The sequence below is a fragment of the Paenibacillus sp. J22R160 genome, from assembly GCF_059692135.1.
Map to the genome: position 1 here is coordinate 96435 of NZ_JCAUAU010000014.1, position 19753 is coordinate 116187.

The window sequence follows — 19753 nt, forward strand, 5'->3', positions numbered from 1 at the left end:
GGAACAAAAACGATCCATCCACCCGGATAGGTCGTTTTTTTTCATAGGAAATTACCATTATTTATGTGGTAAATTTTCTTACAATATTGTCGAAGTCAAAAGATGTGTGTAGAATGTAATGAAACAGTTGTTTCCTTCTACCAAGAAAGGTCGGCTATGCTAGCAAATTTCAAAACAGTCCATTCGTACGGATCGTCGGAAATCATCATCAAGAAGTCGCGTTTCATCGGTCATGCCAAGCCAGTGGAGTCAGAAGAAGAGGCTGCCCAATTTATTGAAGCGATCAAGAAGGAACACAAAACGGCTACACATAACTGCAGTGCGTATGTCATCGGAGACAGGGACCAGATTCAGAAGCAATCGGATGACGGAGAACCGAGCGGCACGGCAGGTAAGCCGATTCTGGAAGTGATTAAGCATCAAGGGCTCAAGAATATCGCAATCGTCGTAACTCGTTATTATGGCGGCATCATGCTCGGCGCGGGCGGACTCATTCGGGCTTATACGGATGGAGCCGTGGTGGGCATTGAAGCAGCACAACCGATTTATAAAGTAAATCATCAGAGGGTGATGATTGAGGTTGATTATACGTGGTATGGCAAAATCGAGAATGAACTGAGAAATCAGGGGATGCTTCTTGGGGATATTGATTTTACTGACAAGGTAACAGTAACTTGTTATCCTTTGGCAGCGGCAGCGGATGCATTTATCAACTGGGCAACAGATTTTACGCAAGGTCAAGGCATTATTATCGCTGGAGAGAACGAGTACATCGTTCACAAGGACCTGCCCGGATAGGCAGGTTCAAGACTAAACAAAATTAAATAGGCTAAGGATGCGGAGGGATAGGAATGGCTAGGAAAGCAGTCGCGCAAGAGCTTAGCAGAGAACGGATACTTACCGAGGCGCGGGATTTGTTCGCCACTTTTGGCTATCGCGCTTTAACGATGCGCAGCATCGCAAAAGCAATGGGGTACAGTCATGGGGCGTTATACTATCATTTTACAGAGAAAGCAGAACTGTTTTACGCGTTAATTAAAGACGATTTCTCCTTGCTGATGCAGCGTCAACGGGAAATGATCGTGCGTGAACATGGGTTTAGCGTTAATTTACTTCAAAAGTTAATGATGGAGTTCGTCTGGTTTGGTCTAAGCAATCCTAACCATTATGAAATGATGTTCATGCTCAATGAACCTGAGTTGCAGCAGTACTCCCGTACTGAACAAGCGCAATGCCTCGAAATGTTCTCCATCGTCGTTCGTCAGGTTGTAACGGATCAGCCTGGATTCGAAAGCAAAAGATTTACTCTTCCTTGGAATTTGTTTATGTCTCTACACGGCCTCATATCGTATTGCATCCAGTTCAAAATTACTTATGAAGAAGCTCGCAAGCTGGCAGATGAGCACATTCGCCTCATTTGTGTAAGCTTGGACCTAGATTCATATGAGCAGCAGCGTCCGCTTGTCAAAATGGTGGGTCCGCATTTGCCAATCACCAATGCCATATAGCTAGTTAAGGAAGAGAGACGAGGGTCTTTCTTCTTTTTTTTTGCCGCGTTCGAAGCTTGTATTTTACATTAGCCCCCATGTGCATTAATATAGGGAAAAGAACAGCAGGGAAGGATGAGGGTCTACTATGGATTTGAATAATTGGTCGGAAGAAAACGTGGAATTTATGTTTGAAGAAATAAAGAAGAAGCTGCGCATGGCTACAGGGGGCTCCATTAAGGCCTCTAACGTGAAAGAAGACGTGTATGAGGATCTAAAAGATTTGTACGATATGGTCGCAAGTAAAGATAGATTCAGTATCAGTGAGATCGATGCTATAACAACAGAGCTTGGAAAGATTCGTAAGGGATAAGCATTTATTGATAAAATGCTGTTTTTCTAGGTGTATGACCTGGAAAAATGGCATTTCTTTATAGGCGAACGACTATTTTTCCGGGTGGGTGGACAGCTATCCAAGCGATGTTACCTACACAGGAGTACACTGTAGAGCAATGTATCCCTGGTGGCTAAAAGGAGGTGGACGTTCGTGGCATCCCAAATTCGTAAATCAGACGTTCGTAAATTGGTCGGCAAACAAATTGTGGCTCTTAAGAAAGACGGAACAAGCGTGTCCGGTAAATTGGTAAGAATCAGTGGAAACACGTTGATCGTAGCTCCACAAAAAGGTAAAAAAGTTCAAGTGAAAGCGATTATCCCTTTGGTACTTTTTGACCTGTTAGCAATTGGTACGGCACCTTATGCATTCGGTGGTGGCTTTGGTTATGGTGGCTTTGGCCCAGGCTTTGGTGGAGGCTTTGGCCCTGGTTTCGGTGGCTTTGGCGGTGGCTTCGGCCCAGGCTTTGGCGGTTTTGGCGGCTTCTGGTAGGAAGGTAAAAGGAAAGGGCTGTGCCAAAAAATGGTGCAGCCCTTTTTTTGCGTTAATCGGGACTGAGCGGATGAATGGACTTATCGAACTTACGACCTTATGGTTATTCGTACACCAATTGGGTGACGAATGAATAGGCTAGCATACAGGATTCATCCCATAGCCTTGTCAACCCATGATAGGAGTGAGCACTATGCCGAGTTCCATCGTTTTTAACATGATCAATATCAACAATCAGAATACCAATGCCACCATCGGGATCGGTGAGAATGCACAGTCGAGCTGGGATTCGCACAGCAAGAACAATTACGGAACCGGTGAGTTCATCGGCAATTCGATATCCGCCAATATTGTGAATTTCATCTATGATAATGACTTTATTGATGCCCCAATCAATGATCAGGATTTCAAACCAGCAGTCACGAATCAAGCCTAATAGAGTGAGGTGAGTCGTATGCAGAGAGCAGCTCTTTCCGCCATTCCTCTAGACCCGCCGCTCATTCAGTTTGACTCTATTCATGTGAATGCGATTTCGGATGGTTCGGGTATTTTTATCGGGACGAATACACAAGTGTACTGGACAACAAGCGGTAAGTCGAATTCAGGTCTTGGCGAGGTCAGCGGCGAGAACAATTATGTAGTGAGTAATATGAATACGGTTCACGATAATGACATTATCGACGCGCCTTACACCAAAGGGGATCTCGTTATTGGCCGGGTCTAAAAGGCAGCTTCAACGCGCCTTCAGTCCGGCGTTTGCGGCGTGCTAACGACCTCTTCCGGCTTTTTGGCACCTGAAGCCGGGGTGAAGCCGGAGGCTTCCGCCTGCGCAGTTATCATCTCCTGGAGCCAGTCAGGCGTTTCATTATCGCCGATATTGAGCATATCGAGGAAGTCGGAGTCGTTGAGCATGGAGCGTGTTCCAACTAACTGATTGTTGTCGCCTTCTACTTCGCCAAAGCCTTGTACAGTCTTCTGATTGCTCTGGAAATCGGTTGGCCAATTGTTGCCCATATTGATACAGGATGCACTTTCAACCGATCCGATACGGATCGAACCGATGATAAAAGTCGGTGACATGAAGGATGACATAGGGGTAACACCTCATTTCGTTTTGGATTGCGGCGTATACTTGTAGCCGGTGGAGGTTCGCTCTGTAGCTGACGCCGCTCCGTCACTGCCGGACTCCGCTGAAGCGGGAGATTCTCGGGGGGCAGCTGGTCGGGAAGCGACCGCAGGCGGCTCCTTGGACACTTGAGCACGCTGAAAAGCCTCATCGAGAGGGCCTTTTTTCTCATTCGGCTTGGCCCCGAAGTTATTCCCTAAATTTAAGGAGCCGCTCAATTCCTTGATATCCAAGTGATCCAAACGAAAGGTTAGATTTTCTAAGACAGGCTGATGAATATGCAGGGTATCTATATGAATCTGCGGATGCTTGGCAGTTAGGTTGGATAGCTCTTCTTCTAATTTCTTCAAGCGTTTTTCTAGCTGCTGAACGGTAAGGGAAGAGGCAGAGGCGGGCTCATGTCTGATGGGAGCGGTTGCCCCGGATGGTGATGGCGATGGTGCCATAGTACTCGCTCCTTGCGGTTTGGGAGGCGGCGATTTTTTCTTTTGAAACCACATGGTTGTTTCTCAGCTCTTTCGGATAAATGGTTTAAAATCAAAAAGATCCCCGTCGTTAACGACATGCTTACCGCCGATTACTACATTGCCCTCGCCACTGACTTCTCCGAGTCCCTGATTGGTCTTCGCGGAATGCCGCCTGCCGACGATCCGATTCGTTCCCTTATTCACACTGGATGATGCCGCGAGGCTGTCGATATGAATTGATTGAAATTGGATGCGTACTATAATAATCCCCTCCATATCCGCTTTTCCGAATGTTCTCATTTTAATTATATGGGGACAAACGAAGATTCATTTCTCTTTTCCAAAAATCCCAAAACAAATAACGCTCAACCTTGATCCTATTGCAGGCAGGTGACGGCGTCTCCAGCAAGCCTAGGGCGGTTGAACGTTATGTAAACTGAATAGGAATAACTTTTTCCCCATCTGGTGGTGCCAAAGGAATGCGAATGATAAGCAGACCGTTATGATACTGAGCCCGCATTTGCTCGGTCAAAGCTCTTCCGGGTAAGCGAATAATTCGCTCAAAGGCACCGAAGAAACGCTCGGACAATCTCATCTGCTCATCAAGCACCTGATAAGGCCGAACAAGATGTCCTCGGATTAACAGTGATTGATCGCGGAAAGATAATTGAATCTGCTCGGGTGCGGACAACCCGGGAACCTCTGCGACAACAACGAGCTCTTGCGGTGTTTCATACATATCGATTCTTGGCCCGGTTAACGGGATGATACTGGCAATGTCCTGCCAGAATTCAGGGCCCAGCACATCGCCGGCTTGCGCCGTGAGCCCTTTCCAATCGGGCTTTGGCGGACGGTTGCCTGGAGGATTCATCGACCATCATCACCTGACTTTTGCATAGAAAATAGCGCTGCAAGCAGCTTGCTATTAGTTTATGTGCAGCCGCGGCGGATTATGGCATCCACGGTGAACGGATCATTGCGGGGGCCGCTGCTCCGCCAATTTCTGCTGCGCCATGCGCACAAGTTCCTTCACCATCGCTCCGCCGATGGGACCGCCGATTCTGCCCGCGTCTTCTGAGCTCAATTGGCCGTTGTAGCCTTGCTGCAGGGGAACGCCGAGCGTTCGGGCGACCTCATATTTGACCAAATCAGGACGCTCTGGATTTACATGATAGCCTTGATTTCGCATGACTTGTGCTTTAAGAATTCCCAATCCGTGTTCGGATCCGGGCACGATGGCCCGGTTGCTTCTTCTACGTGCCATTAGGCATCACCTCTTGGTGATTAGGATACCCCGCTGCTGGTGGGACCATTAGCCCGAAATGTAAAATATTTATGGCCCAAATAATTACCAATGGTGTACAAGCCATTTCCAACCAAAATGGCGGCATTGTGCAGCCAATCTGCCCGCAAGTCAGGCCATAATGAGCCTGCGGCTTCAGCCAAAATCAGACCGCAGCTATAAGACAATCCATAACAGCTTAATATAACGATCGCAAATTTCCACCAGCTGCTGCCCACACTGGCCTTCGAGCGGAACGTAAATGTACGATTTAGCGTGTAGCTGACGATGGCGCCGAGCGTATTTCCTGCGAATGTCGAGACCCAATAATTCAGATGCAGCAAATTGAAGAAAGCGAAGCTGGCGGAAAGGCCAACCAACGTATTGAATACGCCGACAAGTAAAAATCGTAGGAAGCTGCCTGATACCAATGACAATAATCGTTGTTGGTTCATATTATCGACGGTTCGAAGCAGCAGGGATGGATGGCGGGGTTACCTGCACCTCATCTTGTTCCTGAGCGCTCCCTTTCAATACCTTTTCAATGACAAAAAGCGGCCTCTGCTTGACTTCTTTATATATTTTTCCTATGTATTCGCCAATTAGACCAAGCGCTAGCAGCTGCACGCCCCCAATGAACCAAACCGACAAGACCAGTGAAGTCCAGCCAGTCACATTAGCTCCCAGCAGTTTGCCGATAATGGCATATAAGCCAGCAACGACACTGAGAAGGAACAGGACGAAACCCATTAATGTGACGAAACGGATCGGTGTTACGCTGAAAGACGTGATGCCGTCGAAAGCGAAGGCAAGCATTTTGCGCAGCGGATACTTCGATTCTCCAGCGAAACGTTCTTTACGGTCGTAGTACACCTGAGTAGACGGGAAGCCAAGAAGCGGCACCATACCACGCAGGAATAAATTAACCTCTTGGAATTTCTCCAAATTATCGAGGGTACGCTTGCTCATTAAGCGAAAATCCGCATGATTGTAATGTATTTTCACCCCAAGGGAAGTCATTAGCTTATAAAAACCTTGCGCGGTTGCCCGTTTGAAAAAAGTATCTGCAGATCGATCCTGCCGGATGCCGTATACGATATCGTAACCTTCACGGAATTTGAGGACGAATTCTCGGATAACATCCGTGTCATCCTGCAGATCCGCATCGATGGATACGACACAATCGGAATAAGATTTGGCGTGCATGAGACCGGAAAGCAAGGCACTTTGATGCCCCGCATTTCGGGCCAGTTTTAGCCCGGTGACGAAGGAATTAGAGGCGTGAAAGCGTTCGATAAGCGACCACGTTGCGTCTTTGCTGCCATCATCAACCAAGAGCATGGTGCTTGTGCTCGCGACCAGATTATCGGTAATGAGGGCGTCGATTACACTGCTAAGCCGGAATACCGTTTCCGGAAGAACTTCTTCTTCGTTATAACAAGGGACCACAATGGTCAAAATCGGAGTAGCCACAATGCCTCGTCTCCATCCTGAATAGGTAATTAGAATGATATAGGCCTCCATTATAACGTAAAAGTTCACAAAAAAGTAAGCGGCCGAGACGAATTCATCGTCCCAGCCGCTTTTACAAGTCATTACCAACCAAATCCGAAGGTACTTAGAACGATAACCAAGAGGATGAATAAAACGAGGACTACAGCAGCTCCATTGTAGGTTGTTCCGCATCCGCAACTCATGTCTATCCCTCCCTTCACAAAATTACTATATGTCATTCATCTAGATGGTGTATGGATGAATGTCCATATTCGTCATTTTTATTTGGGGACGTATCCATTTGACGCGATCAAGATAAGGTTTCCCATTTGGCCCACATTTCGGGCGGATTCATCTCATAAACTTCGTTTTCCCGGAACATGAACTGATGCATAATAAACTCTCGGCGAATCGTTGCAAAATCAGGATGGTACTGTTTAATCCACTCGTTAAGCTCCTTCTCCGTATACGTGCGTCCCTTTTCGAGCTGGTCGATGAGGTGCCCAAGTACGATCAGCTTCTTTTTAAGTTGAGAAGGGATGTGCTTAAGCTTACCGTCCTGCGTGAAAAAATTGCGAATGATAGACTGCTTCAGGTTCTGGCGGGTGTCTTCGTTCTGCATGTTGGCTGACTCTCCTTTCTGATTTTTGAAAATGAGGTCGGCTGTCGCGCTGGCATTGCTGCGAATAAAATATTCGTTCAACGCGAAGTAAATCGTATTCTTCTCTCTGCGTTCGTGAATGAGACTGGCTTCACGAAGTTTAGCCGCATGATGAGTGATTGTAGCCGGAGTAACGCCTAATTTCTCCGCAAGCACTTGACCGTTCAGCTCCCCATCCCTCAGCAATATGAGCATACGAATACGCGTCGCGTCGGAAAGCGCTTTGTGGTAGGTGATAATTTTATCTAACTGCATGGCAGGACACCTTCTTTTCAAAAGCTAATTTATTAATCATCTAATTAGATAATAATTAAATTAGTTATCCAAGTCAAGACAGCTGCAGCGGAAGTGTTCAAAAGTTTATTATTTGGTCCTAGTCATGTAAAATAATCTATAAAGTAATCATCTTGGTTATTGATTAAAAAAGGGGATTGGCCTAATAATGCGTGTACTTATTATGACGGCAGTAGCGCCTGAAAGGGATGCTGTACAGCGGGGGCTTGGCCATGACAGCAGGTTTGAATTCGCATTGGCCGGCGTAGGCCTTGCAGCAGCAGCCGTTAATGGCGCAATGGTGCTTGCCGCAGCACAATATGATTTGGTTGTTATATTCGGTATTGCCGGCGGATTTCCCGGACAAGCGGAGATCGGATCGCTTGTTGTCGCGAGCGAAATTATCGCCGCGGATCTTGGCGTGGAGCTGCTGGACGGCTTCAGCTCCCTCGACGACCTCGGCTTCGGCACAACGCGCATCAGCGTTGCGGTCGATACAGCCGAGCGATTGACGGCGGCGTTCACGGCCGCCGGTCTTAGCGCGCGCACTGCGCCAGTGCTCACGGTAGCGACGGCCACCGGGACGGCCGCTACCGCAGCTGCGCTTGCGGCGCGCGTGCCTGGAGCTGCTGCCGAAGCCATGGAAGGCTTCGGCATTGCCACGGCCGCCGCCTTGCGCGGCGTGCCTGTGATTGAAATCCGCGCGATTTCCAACGCGGTCGGTCCACGCGACCGCGATGCCTGGCGCATCGGCGACGCTTTACAAGCTTTAGAAGCAGCAAGTTCAGTCTTAGCGGAGGTGCTTTAAAATGAAAATTGCGTATTCACCTTGTCCCAATGATACATTTGTTTTCCACGCTTGGGCGCACGGCTTAATCCCCGGTGCTCCAGAGCTGGATGTCTTATACGCCGACATCGATATTACGAACAAGCTGGCTGCCGAAGGCACTGGCCCCGATGTGCTCAAAATCTCTTACGCCGCACTCCCATGGGTGCTGAAGGATTACGCCCTGCTGCCCTGCGGCGGCGCCTTGGGCAGAGGCTGCGGCCCGCTCGTGCTGACGCAGTCCGGCGCAGCAGATCCTGACCCGGCCCAGCTCAGCGGCCGCCGGGTCGCAGTGCCAAGCGAGCGCTCGACCGCGTACTTGCTGTTCCGCCTGTGGGCGGAACAGAATGTTCCCGGCGGCGTCGGTGAAATCGTGGTCATGCCGTTTCACGAGATCATGCCAGCAGTGCGGGACGGCCGCATTGACGCCGGCCTTGTGATTCATGAAGCGCGCTTTACTTACCCGTCGTACGGGTTAGCGCTTCTCAAGGATTTGGGCAGTTGGTGGGAAGAAGACACCAACTTGCCGATCCCGCTCGGCGCCATTGTAGCGCGGCGCTCGATGGATCTTGAGGCGCTTGCGGGCTGGGCCCGCGCCTCCGTGGAGTACGCGTGGGCGCATCCGGAAGCTTCGCGCGACTACGTGATGCAGCACGCGCAGGAGATGGACCCGCAGGTCGCTCAGGCGCACATCGACCTGTACGTGAACGAGTTCACCGCTAATCTTGGCGATGACGGCTACGGCGCTGTGTTGACCTTGCTTCAGCGCGCAGCAGAGGCAGGCATTGTGCCGCAGATGGATTATGCGGCACTGTTGAAGTAGGCTTTGCTCTGCCTCACCTTTGCTCTGCCCTGCACCAACCGTCGTACCAAACAGGGGAACTACAGTCCCCTATTCAAGCACAAAGCCGCCATTTTCGGCAGCAAAGGGAACTGGAGTCCGCTATTCTCCCGATTCTCGGAGAAAATCGACCACCAGAACGGAAATAGCGCCCTGTAGTTCCGCTATGTTAGCTATTACCCGCCAATTAAGCCAAACAGCGACCTGTAGTTCCCTCCGGGGAGCCCCCAGGCAGCATTGCCCACGAAAAAGAGGACCGAAATTCCAACAACCTTGGAATCTCGGTCCTCTTTTCATATTGTTGAATTCATCCAATCAAATTCTGCGGCTGCCCTTCAAGGAAAGCGCGCACATTGCTAACCGCTATCGTCATCAGCCTAGCCCGCGCTTCTTTGGTTGCCCAAGCAATATGCGGGGTAATAAGCACATTTCGTGCATGCAGCAAGGGATTATCCGGCATAGGCGGCTCAACAGTTAATACGTCGAGTCCGGCACCTGCCAGACGCCTTTGGTTCAAAGCCTGCGCAACATCGGCTTCATGCAGAAGACCGCCTCTTGCCGTATTTATAAGAATAGCCGTTGGCTTCATAAGTGCAATTCGATCTGCGTTAATAAGCTCTTTGGTCTCAGGAGTCAACGGACAGTGGAGAGAGATGACATCGGACTGCTGCAGAAGCTCACCCAGCGGAACCCAAGTAAGACCATCGACAGGCTCAGGCGTACGTCTACCGCTGCCTGTTGCAACTACGTTCATGCCCATAGCCTTCGCGATGAGTGCTGTTTGTTTGCCAATTTGACCTAGGCCGATAAGCCCTATCGTTTTGCCGCTTAGCTCCATGAGAGGAGATACGGTGTAGCTGAAGTCGATTGAGTTCGACCAATCTCCTTTTACAACGCTGTCACTATGCTGTTGTACGCGATGGCAAAACTCCAGCAGCAAAGCAAAAACCAGCTGAGCAACAGATTGCGTGCTGTAAGCAGGAACATTGGTCACAAGAACGTTGTGCTCCTTAGCCGCTTGTAAATCAATGATGTTATAGCCCGTAGCAAGGACGCCGATGTAGCGGAGCTTCGGCAGTTGCTGCAGTGTGGCAGCGGAAAGCGGCGTCTTGTTCGTTAACACGATGTCAGCGTCAGCCGCGCGATCGGCAATCTGTGATTCAGCGGTGCGCTCGTAGACAGTAACCTCTCCGAGAGCGTGTAAACCATCCCAGTCCAAATCGCCGGGATTTAACGTATAACCGTCAAGCACAACAATTCGCATTTTGTGAAATCTCCTAATTATTTATTTTTTTGAGGGCAATTCACGGAAAGGGTTCATGAACAGCTTCGGAATGTTCGTCTCAAAACGCAGGAGCTCACCCGTTGTCGGATGCAAAAAGGCAAGTACACGCGCATGAAGTCCGAGGCGGCCAATTTCCTTCGTTTTCGAACCATATTTCTTATCGCCGACGACAGGGTGTCCGATGTCCTGCATATGGACGCGGATTTGATTTTTACGCCCTGTTTCCAGATTAACTTCAAGCAGGGAGAAGCTCCGGTTTGCTTGTAGTGTTTTGTAATGTGTTACTGCGTGTTGGCCGTCATTTGGGTAAGGTGTTGAGTACATTTTAAGAGATTTGGCATGCTCCTTCAGCCAGGAAGAAATCGTGCCCTCTGATTTTTTGACCAACCCTTCCACCAGGGCTACGTAGGTACGCTCTTTCACGCTATCCTGCCAGGTGTTTTGCAGGTGCTGCTGAGCCTTTTCGTTTTTGGCGAACATCATGACGCCTGACGTATCCCGATCGAGTCTATGCACAACGAAAATCCGGGCTTTCGGATCATGGTTGCGCACATGTGCCGTGAGTTGGCGGTAGGCGGTAATTTGATTTTCTTCTGGATTGGTCGCGATTGATAGTAGACCAGTGTCCTTTTGAATAACGATAACATCCTCATCTTCGTGCATAATGGACATCCCGGCGAGAGGGATATTTTCCACAATCTTCTCTTTGCTAATCGTTACCGTTTGCTCAGGCTGCAGGGGGTGATTGTAAGCTGTGATGGCTTTTCCGTTCACCGAAACTTGACCGCGGGCGAGGGTGGCTTTCACGGAATTTCGGCCTACGCCGGAAAGTTTTTCTAATAAAAAGGGCAGAAGCTCCGTTGCTTCCTTAACCGTATACTGGCGAGTGTTCGCCTCCGTGACGGCCTTGATTGAAACAGGTTTATGAGTTTGGTTCTTGTTGATTTTGAGCTTGGGGTTATGATTTTGGTTTTTGTTAGGGCTTTGATGATTACCTTGCTTTTTGGGCATAAAAATGACCTCCTTTTCAATACATACGCACGCCGATCTAATCGTGTATGTTTAACAATATATCATGTTCACAAAAACAATAGAAACGTTAGCACGGAATTTCATGTGTGAATAAGCTTAAAGCTCAGCTTCTGTAACTTTTGTGTAACCGCCGAAAGCGTATAGTAAGAACATATAAATAGAAATTATACTCCTTATATAGATGGAAGGGCGGGTGCTTTTCAAAATGGGCAAATCGACCGATTTCTTAACGTTCCGGCAAGCACGCAGGATCTTCATGCAAGGGATTCAATTTTTGTATAGAACGAGAGCAATCACGAATGTTCGGGAGCAAACCAGCGAAACGCCGCATTTCCTTACAGATGCAAGCCACTCTGGCGCTAGTCAGGGTTTTCTTGCGGTGACGAACCATTATATCGCATTCTTTGACCGAAATAAAAAAACGATGCAAATGTTCCCTTTGCTGCATATAACAGGCTTTGGCTTTGATACGATCGATTCTGAGCCTGTTGTCTGGATTGAGGGATCTTTTGAGCAGGGTACAGGCCGTTATTGTTGGCACGCAGGGAAGCAGAAACAGTTCATAGAGGCCGTCAAGGAGCAGATGGAAAAAGGCGTTGTTGCCAAAGAAATAGCAGCAATTAAGCGTAATCAAGCCAAGCTGGACTCGTATATGGCAGCTATGAATTCGAGATTAAATGATAACTGCGAATTGATCTTGTGCAGCTCTAAAATCACAATCGACGACAAGGCGGACACGTTATTGCAAAATATGCAGGTTATGCTAGAAACGATGTGGGAGGTTTTCTTGACGGGTGCAGCGCCGCAATTGCGAACTTTGGATGAGGAAGAAACACAGCTGCTGAGAGACAACATCATTTGTTATGCAGCAATTAAAGGCAATCGGATTGCCAAAATCGTTCTGGAGGCCAGGGGGTACAGGCTGCCTGCGGAAGATGTCTTCATAGAAAGCGATGCCTTCATTGATGAGTATTACAAAGCGGTGTTATCTCCGTTTGAAGTTCTGGGGTTGGTGTATGAGGATGTGCTAGCTGTCTACCAAAAGTTTTTTCCCGAAACCCGTTTGCATCAAGAGCAGGTTTTAATGATTGTTTCCGAGGCTATTAATCTAGGCTACAGAGTTACCATTGCCAACGCTATGGTTATTGTCAAAACGCAACTGCGTATTGCGAATTAAATATAAAGCTTGGGAAAGTGCACTCTGCGGATTGCGCTTTTTTCGTATGGAAAGGTTGAAACCTACAAAGATTTTTGTACAGCTAGTCATATTGTTTAAAAGTCCCGTTCCTTATATGATAGAACCTAACATAGAACGGAATGGTGGTGCATCGGTGTCTTTTGCGCAAGTCAATGGCGTTAGCCTCTACTACGAATTTATTACATCCACGCGCGACTCCGAAGAAACGATTGTTTTTTTACATGGAAATGGTTTTGACTCCTCACGATGGGGACACTTGATTGACGGGTTAAAAGAGGATTATCATCTTCTGCTTGTAGACCTGCGTGGGTGCGGAAAAAGTGAACCAACTTTAGGCGAAATATCGTGGGACCTGCTTGTCAATGATATTTATACGCTGATCCAGCAGTTGAATCTACCCAATTTTCACCTGATAGGACATAGTTTTGGAGGGGCCTTGGCCATTTTCTTCGCCATTCGGTACCCGAAATTAGTGAAGTGCCTCATCCTTATCTCGATTAATGTGCTGTTTCCGGAGATGAATGGGAGCAGGGTCATTAAGGACTATATTGCTTTGATTGAAAAGTATGGCATGGCCTATATCCTCCAACATTTTCTCCTGCCTTCCTTAACGGTCTATCCCTTTCGACATAAGGAAGCTCAGCGTTTGTATAACATGTATGTAGACGTGCCCATTGAAAGTTATACCAAATTATTTACCTTACAAATTGAGCAACGGCCAATAAGCGAATTGTCATTGATTCAAAGCCCAACTCTGCTCCTTGCTGGGGAATGTGATACTGTTTATCCTTCTGCTTTCCAAAATATGACGGCCGAGCTTATTCCGGATGCTACGTTTTATGTCGTTCCAAATGCGGCGAATGCGATATTTATCGATCAGCCTGATGTAACCGTGCAGTGGATCAGAGGCTTTATTCAAAGGAAGAGTTCAGCAGAAGCTGTAAGCGTGGAACCATCGGAAATTGCAAGTTCTGTCCAACACATGTGGGATTCTTTCTTGCAAACCTTGCTCCCTGTTAAAAAAAACACGGAACCCGTCATGAAAGTGGAGCTTTTGTTCGGATTTCGAGTAACCTTGAATGGACAAGAGATTTTGGATGGTTGGAACAAACGGTATGCCCAGAACATTTTCGTCTACCTGGTTCTACACCCTTCATCGACCAGAGAGGATCTGTGTGATGCGATTTTTCCAACGATACCGTTACCCATTGCCTTGAACAATTTAAAAGTGTATCTTAACTATTTGAAAAAGTTGCTCACCTACGGTCAAGATCAAGACTCCATTTTGAAAACGGATCGTAAGCACTTATATCTGCAGTGCAAAATTGAGTGCGACCTTCTTGATTTTTTTGAACATATCAAACAGACCCTGCATCACGAAGAAAATGAATCCGCAATGTACGATAGCTGCAATAGATTGTTTCGTTTTATGCGCCATAAGGAAATTATGCCAGGTGTTTTTGATCAATGGTTCATTGAGAAGAAAGCAAGCGCTGAACTCAGGCTTGGCGTTCTTGCGGCTTGGATGTCTGAACAGGAGAAGAAGCGGGAAAATTTCATGAAAGCAGCCGAATTTCAAAAACTTGCTACTTATTATACAAGCGAAGAAGAGTAAGAGGGAGCTTAATCAGCTGCCCTCTTTTTTGTGCACAGAAAGTGTGCTCCCCGCGAAAAATTCCCCCTGCAGTCGCACATGCTCAAAGGGTAAATGCGGGTTGGCGATGCGCCAGAGCATCCGGTCAGCGGCACGATAGCCCGATTCTCGGATTGGCAGCTGCGGGCGTGAGCATAAAGGGAGCGTATCGGTCTGCTCATTCAAGAGCGCGACGAACGAGCATTGCTGCGGAATCAGGGCGCCCATTCGGCGCAGGGCATAGTACACTGGCGCAGCCTCCTCGTCGATGCCGCAAATAACGGCCGTTGGCTTGAACAGCTGATAGAGCTGCTCGACATCTTGCAGCCATTTGTCCGTGCCGTCGCGATTGGTCGCGTGCTCCTGCGGATGGACAGCATAGCCGGCTTCCTTCATCGCTTCGCAGAACGCTTGCCATCGAATAACAAAACCCCTCTGATCTTGCGTATCTCCCACGTACAGAATCGTCCGATGTCCCATTCGGACTAACCTGCGTACGGCCTGAAACATCGCTTCGTAAACATCCCAAATGACACTGTCCACTCTGGATTCCGGTGGGGGGTAATTGAGCAAAATCCGTGGCAGTGGCAGCTCCAGCAGCTTCTGCTCGAGCAGATCGTGATTCATTCGGGGCGCGATGAAAACCCCCTCTGCATATAGCAGCTCCTGATCTTCCGCCCAGGTTTCAAATCGCGATGGCGTTAGATCCGGCGGGATAAGCAGCGGCTGGACGGTATGTCCGAACTCCATGAACCTTTCATGGAGGCCTTGCAGCAGCAGGCGATTGAAATTCAAGGACTGCTTGTTTTGGATGAGTACGAATCTGCGTTGAACAACGGGATAAGGCGGGATATGGTCGAGCTGCAGCGTTTGCTTCTGATCTTTGGTCATATAACCAAGCTCCCGCGCAAGCTTAAATACTTCACTTCGTGTTTGTTCGGACATGCCAGGTAATCCGCGAAGTGCCTTGGACACTGTTTGAATCGTTAGGCCAAGCTGAGCAGCGAGATCATGGAGCGTGATTCTTTTACGCATAAGTTCCGGAGTCCCCTTGTACAAGTATGTAGTAATTTTAAACTAATTTTAAACTAAATTGAAAGTTAAATATCATCTATACTTGGGAAAAGCGAGATAGTGGCCTGAATTTAAAACGGGGGAGAAATCCATATGAACAAAATGATAGAAGCGGATATCGTTGTTGTTGGTGGCGGTCCAGCGGGTGTTAATGCGGCTATTGCTGCAGGGCGGAGCGGGGCTAAGACGGTTTTGATCGAGAAGTATGGGTTTATTGGCGGGATGTCAACCGCGGCGCTTGTCTATCCATGGATGACCTTTCATACAACGGACGGCAAGCAGGTGATCAAAGGGCTTGCTCAGGAGATTATCGATCGACTCATGGCGATGAATGCTTCCCCGGGGCATCTCCGAGATACCGTTGGATTCGTGAACACCATAACGCCTTATCACCCTGAGATTTACAAAGTGCTGGCAGTGGATATGCTCAAGGAAGCGGGTGTAAAACTGCTTTTCCATAGCTTTGTCGATCAGGTGGAAACCGTCAATAACCGCATTCAATGGGTGCAGCTCACGTCCAAATCCGGAAGAATCGATGTGCGCGGCAAAATATTTATCGACACGACGGGAGATGCTGATCTCGCTTACTTGTCTGGTGCTCCGTGCCTGCAAGGTCGTGACGGGGATAAGCTGACACAGCCGATGACGATGAAATTCCGTATGCGCGGTGTGGATTTGGCCAGAGTGAAACAGTACATGATTGACCATCCGGATGAGTTTTATAAAAAAACACCGTTCTCCGAACTGGCTGAGCTGCCATTGTCTGGTGTTCTGGGTTACTTCAAGCACTGGAAGGAAGCGAATTTGCCGATCAATCGCGATCAGGTGCTTTTTTTCACAGGACCTGAAGATGACGAAGTACTGGTCAATACTACGCGCGTTCAAGGGCTTGACGGTACCAATGTGGAGGATTTGACCGAAGCGGAGGAGCTTGGACGCAAACAGGTGTTGATGGTGGCGGAATTCATGAGAAATAACCTGCCCGGTTTCGAAAAAGCGTCGATTTCATCCGTCGGTGCCCAGATCGGCATTCGAGAAACGCGACGTATTGATGGGCAGTACGCTTTGCAGGTTGACGATGTCGTGCAAGGTCGCCATTTTGAAGATGTCATCGCGCGGAGCGGGTATCCGATCGACATCCATGATCCTTCCGGCAAAGGCGTGACCGCAGCTTGGGTCAATGGCGATGGCGCCTATGACATCCCTTACCGCTGCCTGCTTCCGCAAAAGATCGAGAACCTGCTTACCGCAGGTCGCTGTATCTCGACGACGCACGAAGCGTTAGCTACGACGCGCCTGACTCCGAGCTGCATGGCAACGGGGCAAGCGGCCGGCTCTGCTGCGGGTCTTGCGATTAAGCGCGGCGTGTTGCCGGGCGAAATCGATATTGCCGAGCTGCAGGCTGATCTCGTGCAGGGCGGAGCGCTGCTCTCTTAGGCTTAAATCGAGCCAACTCCCCGGCTGAGACGATGTTTTACGTCCACTCCGTTTCACGGTACCAAGGGGACACTCCGGTTAGCTGCCTTAGCTGAAATAGATGGAGAAACTACCGCTACTCTGCGCTGTTCTGCGGCAGGGAATGAAATAGCGGTAGAATCTCCAGCTAAATCATCGGCAGTTACCACGAAATCTGCGAGATTGGTGAAATTAGCGGTAGAAATTCCAGTTAATTGGTAGATAATGGATCGGATTCTGGGGAATAGCAGGAGTAATCGGCGTTAATTACAAGTGGTCCTTACGCTTAGTTTCACAGTTCCTATGGGACGCTCCGGTTATCCGCCTCAGCTGAAATAGAAGGAAAAATTACTGGTAATCGGGCTGCTCGCATAGGCAGGCGGAGGTTAGTAACGAGCCGCTGCCCCATCAGACGATGTTTTACATCACAGTATGCCGCCCCCACACATCGGGAATACTTACACTTACCTACTTTATACCCCAATGGGTGAGAAAGGGCGGGAATTCCCTATGCTTTTATATCAACTAGCGCAGTGGTTTGAAGAACGCACGTCCCTGCAGCAGGCGCTGCAAAGCGGAACGGCGGAGAGCACCAGCGATCTGCAGCTAAGGATTCAAGACGTCGAGCAGCAGCTGCACGCTCATGCCGAAAGATGGAAAAATGCCATCGAAGAAGCCTCATACTTACAGTTTCCCTATGAAAATCCGCAGCTGGATGATGATATGGTGCTGTAACTTACAAAGCGCGACTTACTTCGCTCCTTTGTATTTCCTCGGTTTTCGTGTAGAATTAGAGAGTACGATAAACGAGAATAGAACGAGGTCTTTTTACAATGAAAGTACTAGTAACGACACTGAATGCCAAATTCATTCATACATCCTTGGCGCTGCGCTATTTGAAAGCGTTCTGCGAAAAGGATTTTGATGTTGAAATTACCGAATATACGATCAAAGACCCAGTGATGAACGTTGTCTCCGACCTGTACCAGAAGGCGCCGGACGTGCTGGGCTTTTCCTGTTACATTTGGAACATTGAAGAAACGATTCATATTATTAAAATGATTAAGAAAATCAGGCCTGAGATTCTCATCGTGCTCGGCGGTCCTGAGGTATCTTACGATACGGACTACTGGATGGAACGCATTCCAGAAGTCGATTTTATCGTTATGGGTGAAGGCGAAGAGACCTTCCACCAATTGCTGACTGAAATTTCGACAACGCGCAAATATCACTTCGTGTACGGGCTTGCGTACCGCAAAGGCGAAGAAGTCGTGCTGATGCCGGGCAGACCGAAGCTCAAGCTCGACGATATCCCGTCTCCGCACCGGTTTACCGAAGACTTGCCAAGCTTGGCTAATCGCGTCGTGTATTTCGAAACGAGCCGCGGCTGCCCGTTCTCTTGCCAATTCTGTCTCTCCAGTATTGAAGTGGGCGTACGCTACTTTGATATGGAACGGACGAAGTCGGACCTTTTGTATTTAATTGATTCTGGCGCGAAGTTGATCAAGTTCGTTGACCGGACTTTTAACATCAAACGTGACTACGCGATGGAAATTTTTGAGTTTTTAATCGCCAATCACCGCGGCGTCGTGTTCCAATTCGAGATTACGGCGGACATTATGCGACCGGAGGTTCTTGATTATTTGGCTGAAAATGCGCCGCCGGGCACGTTCCGTTTTGAAATCGGCGTACAGTCGACGAATGACACCACGAATGAGCTGGTGCAGCGAAGACAAAACTTCATGAAGCTGAGCCGAACCGTCTCCAAGGTGAAAAACAGCTTCAAAATCGATCAGCATCTCGATCTAATCGCGGGTCTGCCGGAAGAGGACTACCATTCATTCCGCAAGACGTTTAATGATGTATTCGAGCTAGGTCCGGAAGAGCTGCAGCTTGGTTTCCTCAAAATGCTGCGGGGCACCGGGATGCGCAAAGACGCGCATAAGTATGGCTACGTGTATATGGATCATGCGCCGTATGAGATCCTCGGGAATGACATCCTCCCTTTTACCGATTTGATTCGTATCAAGCGGGTTGAGGATGTGCTCGAGAAATATTGGAATGCGCACCGCATGGACCATACGGTCAAATATTTGATTGCTCATGAATTCGAGTCGGCATTTGACTTCTTCCAAGAATTCGGAGACTTCTGGGAAGGCCGCGGCTGGCAGAAAATCGGGCATCAGCTCGAGGACCTATTTACCCGCTTGCGCGAGTTCCTCCTTCAACGTGAAGCGAAGAATATGCCAGTGATCGAAGGTCTCATGAAGCTGGATTATTTCCTGGGTCATAAGTATAAGCCGCGTAAAATCTGGTGGGATTTCACACTGGAGAAGTCCGAGCAGAACGCTTACCTCAAGCTTTTGGCTGAGCGGCCAGAGCTAGCAAGCGGCGACTTTCAGCTTCTTCGCATCAATGAGAAAGATCTCCACAAGCATGCGATGCTTGAGGTGCTGCCATTCGCTTTGCAGACGTATCTGCAAACCGGAGAGATTGATACCTCCAGCCATGAGCTGCTTATCGTACACTTTCCGCCGGATGCCCAGCTTCCGGCTAGCTGCTACAGCATGCCGAAGCACCAGACTGCGATTGTATAAAAGTAAGCCCCACGCCCATCGTCAAGATGATGGGAGCGGGGCTTTTTTTCGCATAAAAACGTACCTTTTCAGGGTAATCTAGGGGAGTTGACCCACAAGCTGCTTACTACATGGCCTCTAAGATGAAAGGAGATTT

General features: G+C 48.6%; 25 protein-coding genes. 13 read left to right on the forward strand and 12 right to left on the reverse strand.

Annotated features, from left to right (window positions below):
- The first annotated feature begins 156 nt into the window (after positions 1 to 156).
- The 6 genes from AC58UW_RS23445 to AC58UW_RS23470 all read left to right on the forward strand — a co-directional run bounded on the left by AC58UW_RS23445 (position 157) and on the right by AC58UW_RS23470 (position 3097).
- The gene (locus AC58UW_RS23445; RefSeq protein WP_497423004.1) at positions 157 to 798 is read left to right on the forward strand and encodes a YigZ family protein; all 642 of its coding nucleotides are present in this window, start codon (positions 157 to 159) and stop codon (positions 796 to 798) included.
- 53 nt (positions 799 to 851) lie between these two features.
- Positions 852 to 1508 (forward strand): TetR/AcrR family transcriptional regulator, encoded by a 657-nt coding sequence (locus AC58UW_RS23450; RefSeq protein ID WP_497423005.1) that lies wholly within the window; start codon positions 852 to 854, stop codon positions 1506 to 1508.
- A 127-nt stretch (positions 1509 to 1635) separates the two neighbouring features.
- Positions 1636 to 1860, forward strand: a complete 225-nt coding sequence (locus AC58UW_RS23455; protein ID WP_497423006.1) for a DUF1128 domain-containing protein — start codon at positions 1636 to 1638, stop codon at positions 1858 to 1860.
- Positions 1861 to 2034: 174 nt separating this feature from the next.
- Positions 2035 to 2373, forward strand: a complete 339-nt coding sequence (locus tag AC58UW_RS23460) for a hypothetical protein (RefSeq protein ID WP_497423007.1) — start codon at positions 2035 to 2037, stop codon at positions 2371 to 2373.
- Positions 2374 to 2566: 193 nt separating this feature from the next.
- Entirely contained in the window at positions 2567 to 2809 is a 243-nt protein-coding gene (locus AC58UW_RS23465) for a spore germination protein (protein WP_186456313.1), read from the forward strand.
- 18 nt (positions 2810 to 2827) lie between these two features.
- Positions 2828 to 3097: a hypothetical protein gene (locus AC58UW_RS23470; protein WP_497423008.1), complete on the forward strand. Its 270-nt coding sequence runs from the start codon at positions 2828 to 2830 to the stop codon at positions 3095 to 3097.
- 20 nt (positions 3098 to 3117) lie between these two features.
- Here AC58UW_RS23470 and AC58UW_RS23475 read toward each other — a convergent pair whose 3' ends face one another.
- The 9 genes from AC58UW_RS23475 to AC58UW_RS23515 all read right to left on the reverse strand — a co-directional run bounded on the left by AC58UW_RS23475 (position 3118) and on the right by AC58UW_RS23515 (position 7658).
- Positions 3118 to 3465, reverse strand: a complete 348-nt coding sequence (locus AC58UW_RS23475; RefSeq protein WP_497423009.1) for a hypothetical protein — start codon at positions 3463 to 3465, stop codon at positions 3118 to 3120.
- Positions 3466 to 3477: 12 nt separating this feature from the next.
- Positions 3478 to 3945: a hypothetical protein gene (locus AC58UW_RS23480; RefSeq protein ID WP_497423010.1), complete on the reverse strand. Its 468-nt coding sequence runs from the start codon at positions 3943 to 3945 to the stop codon at positions 3478 to 3480.
- Positions 3946 to 4008: 63 nt separating this feature from the next.
- On the reverse strand, positions 4009 to 4266 hold the full coding sequence (locus AC58UW_RS23485) for a hypothetical protein (protein ID WP_497423011.1): 258 nt from the start codon (positions 4264 to 4266) through the stop codon (positions 4009 to 4011).
- A 127-nt stretch (positions 4267 to 4393) separates the two neighbouring features.
- Positions 4394 to 4837, reverse strand: a complete 444-nt coding sequence (locus tag AC58UW_RS23490) for an Hsp20/alpha crystallin family protein (protein ID WP_497423012.1) — start codon at positions 4835 to 4837, stop codon at positions 4394 to 4396.
- Between the two features lie 102 nt (positions 4838 to 4939).
- Entirely contained in the window at positions 4940 to 5230 is a 291-nt protein-coding gene (locus tag AC58UW_RS23495) for an alpha/beta-type small acid-soluble spore protein (protein ID WP_161407740.1), read from the reverse strand.
- 20 nt (positions 5231 to 5250) lie between these two features.
- Positions 5251 to 5685: a GtrA family protein gene (locus AC58UW_RS23500; protein WP_497423013.1), complete on the reverse strand. Its 435-nt coding sequence runs from the start codon at positions 5683 to 5685 to the stop codon at positions 5251 to 5253.
- Positions 5686 to 5704: 19 nt separating this feature from the next.
- Positions 5705 to 6721 carry a glycosyltransferase family 2 protein gene (locus AC58UW_RS23505; protein WP_497423014.1) on the reverse strand — a complete coding sequence of 339 codons (1017 nt, stop codon included), beginning with the start codon at positions 6719 to 6721 and terminating at the stop codon, positions 5705 to 5707.
- A gap of 122 nt (positions 6722 to 6843) precedes the next feature.
- Positions 6844 to 6945, reverse strand: coding sequence for a YjcZ family sporulation protein (locus AC58UW_RS23510; RefSeq protein WP_157317989.1), 102 nt, complete (start codon positions 6943 to 6945; stop codon positions 6844 to 6846).
- Positions 6946 to 7052: 107 nt separating this feature from the next.
- The gene (locus AC58UW_RS23515; protein WP_497423015.1) at positions 7053 to 7658 is read right to left on the reverse strand and encodes a DUF2087 domain-containing protein; all 606 of its coding nucleotides are present in this window, start codon (positions 7656 to 7658) and stop codon (positions 7053 to 7055) included.
- A gap of 187 nt (positions 7659 to 7845) precedes the next feature.
- On the opposite strand from AC58UW_RS23515, the gene AC58UW_RS23520 reads away from it, so the two are divergent.
- Entirely contained in the window at positions 7846 to 8484 is a 639-nt protein-coding gene (locus AC58UW_RS23520; RefSeq protein ID WP_497423016.1) for a futalosine hydrolase, read from the forward strand.
- A gap of 1 nt (position 8485) precedes the next feature.
- Entirely contained in the window at positions 8486 to 9325 is an 840-nt protein-coding gene (locus AC58UW_RS23525) for a 1,4-dihydroxy-6-naphtoate synthase (RefSeq protein WP_497423017.1), read from the forward strand.
- A gap of 325 nt (positions 9326 to 9650) precedes the next feature.
- Here the strand turns inward: AC58UW_RS23525 and AC58UW_RS23530 are convergent, their stop codons facing one another.
- Together AC58UW_RS23530 and AC58UW_RS23535 are read right to left on the reverse strand one after the other, a co-directional pair.
- The gene (locus tag AC58UW_RS23530) at positions 9651 to 10607 is read right to left on the reverse strand and encodes a D-2-hydroxyacid dehydrogenase (protein ID WP_497423018.1); all 957 of its coding nucleotides are present in this window, start codon (positions 10605 to 10607) and stop codon (positions 9651 to 9653) included.
- A gap of 21 nt (positions 10608 to 10628) precedes the next feature.
- On the reverse strand, positions 10629 to 11639 hold the full coding sequence (locus tag AC58UW_RS23535) for an RluA family pseudouridine synthase (RefSeq protein WP_497423019.1): 1011 nt from the start codon (positions 11637 to 11639) through the stop codon (positions 10629 to 10631).
- 214 nt (positions 11640 to 11853) lie between these two features.
- Between AC58UW_RS23535 and AC58UW_RS23540 the strand changes: the two genes are divergently transcribed.
- Positions 11854 to 12837 carry a hypothetical protein gene (locus tag AC58UW_RS23540; RefSeq protein ID WP_497423020.1) on the forward strand — a complete coding sequence of 328 codons (984 nt, stop codon included), beginning with the start codon at positions 11854 to 11856 and terminating at the stop codon, positions 12835 to 12837.
- Positions 12838 to 12952: 115 nt separating this feature from the next.
- A complete protein-coding gene (locus AC58UW_RS23545) occupies positions 12953 to 14473 on the forward strand; it encodes an alpha/beta fold hydrolase (RefSeq protein ID WP_497423021.1) in 1521 nt (506 codons plus the stop codon).
- Positions 14474 to 14485: 12 nt separating this feature from the next.
- Here the strand turns inward: AC58UW_RS23545 and AC58UW_RS23550 are convergent, their stop codons facing one another.
- Positions 14486 to 15526 (reverse strand): LacI family DNA-binding transcriptional regulator, encoded by a 1041-nt coding sequence (locus tag AC58UW_RS23550; RefSeq protein ID WP_497423022.1) that lies wholly within the window; start codon positions 15524 to 15526, stop codon positions 14486 to 14488.
- Between the two features lie 132 nt (positions 15527 to 15658).
- Here AC58UW_RS23550 and AC58UW_RS23555 point away from each other — a divergent pair, with 132 nt between their 5' ends.
- The 3 genes from AC58UW_RS23555 (at position 15659) to AC58UW_RS23565 (ending at position 19617) form a co-directional block, all read left to right on the forward strand.
- Positions 15659 to 17002, forward strand: a complete 1344-nt coding sequence (locus AC58UW_RS23555) for an FAD-dependent oxidoreductase (protein ID WP_497423023.1) — start codon at positions 15659 to 15661, stop codon at positions 17000 to 17002.
- 528 nt (positions 17003 to 17530) lie between these two features.
- Positions 17531 to 17755, forward strand: a complete 225-nt coding sequence (locus AC58UW_RS23560; protein WP_497423024.1) for a hypothetical protein — start codon at positions 17531 to 17533, stop codon at positions 17753 to 17755.
- Between the two features lie 98 nt (positions 17756 to 17853).
- Entirely contained in the window at positions 17854 to 19617 is a 1764-nt protein-coding gene (locus AC58UW_RS23565; RefSeq protein ID WP_497423025.1) for a B12-binding domain-containing radical SAM protein, read from the forward strand.
- Positions 19618 to 19753: the final 136 nt, after the last annotated feature.